The organism is Aestuarium sp. (genome assembly GCF_023253315.1).
GTDB lineage: Bacteria > Pseudomonadota > Alphaproteobacteria > Rhodobacterales > Rhodobacteraceae > Marivivens > Marivivens donghaensis.
Genome location: NZ_JALRGW010000089.1, coordinates 1 through 1,153, shown reverse-complemented (window position 1 = coordinate 1,153; position 1,153 = coordinate 1). Strand labels below are relative to the sequence as shown.

The window sequence follows — 1,153 nt, the reverse complement described above, 5'->3', positions numbered from 1 at the left end:
AATTGATTGTAGACCGACACAGGACGTTCAGCTTCGTCCAGCCCAGCATGCGACAGATGTTGCGCTGAAATTGGAAGCCAGGTCCGATTGGCGGAAGAGAACCCGCCATTGGGCTGACTGGCGCGCCAGACCATGGGTGTGCGACAAGTGTCGCGCCCTAGAAAGACCGGTGCGAATTCAATGCCCCAAGGGTCTTGCATTTGATCTAACGGTATGTCGCGCACGTCTTCGAGACCAAGTTCTTCGCCTTGATACACACAGGTGGAACCAATCATGCTGGTTTCCAACTTCAAAAGTAGAAGTTGCATCGCCTGACATTGTGAGGCGTCCAAGCCCAGCGCCCCCAATTGGCGCGTAGCCGAGCGTGGCACGTCATGATTTGAAAAAGAAAAGGATTGGCGGCCGCTTTCGTTGAAGGCCGCGACGGCTTTGTTGAGCGTGTAGCGCAATCCCTCTACGTCCAGGCCATCCCAGGCTAAGAGATCGAAATTATATGTCGCATGAAGCCTACCCTCGGCGGTAAACGTCTGACTGACTTGGACAACATTCGCATCATCACCATGAACCTCGCCCATTAGAAAGCGATCCCCTTGATATGAGTCGGCACACGCGCGGAATGCTTCGCTGAAGCCCTGAATGGACGGCTGGTTCAACTGCGCAGTGTCTTTCAGTTGGCGAAAAAATGGTTGCTGCTGTTGGGGCAACTCTCCCAGAACGAAGTCAAGATTTGGTTTATTGTTCTTAAAGGGTGGCGTATCCGCGTTGATTGTGTGAACCGCGTCCAGTCGGAAGCCGTCTACACCACGGTCAAACCAGAACTTGGCGATGTCGACAAACGCATTCTGTACGTCTGGATTGGCGTGGTTCAGGTTCGGTTGTTCGGGCAGAAAGTTGTGCAAATAGTATTGTTGGCGACGCGGCTCGAAAGACCATGCGCGGCCACCAAAGAAAGAAAGCCAATTAGTCGGCGCGGACCCGTCTGAAAGCGGATCGACCCAGTGGAACCAATCCGCTTTGGGATTGTCGCGCGACTGGCGGCTTTCCTGAAACCACGCATGTTGATCCGAGCAATGCGCCGGCACAATGTCGATCATCAGCTTCAGGCCAAGGCCATGAGCTTTGTCAATCAGCGCATCAAAATCCGCGAGCGTTC

1 protein-coding gene is annotated in these 1,153 nt (G+C 53.9%); it reads right to left on the bottom strand.

The features are described 5' to 3' along the window. Positions 1–1,153, bottom strand: a 1,153-nt coding sequence (locus tag AC1QQ2_RS14305) for an alpha-amylase family glycosyl hydrolase (protein ID WP_479713642.1), incomplete at both ends; no start/stop codon positions are given.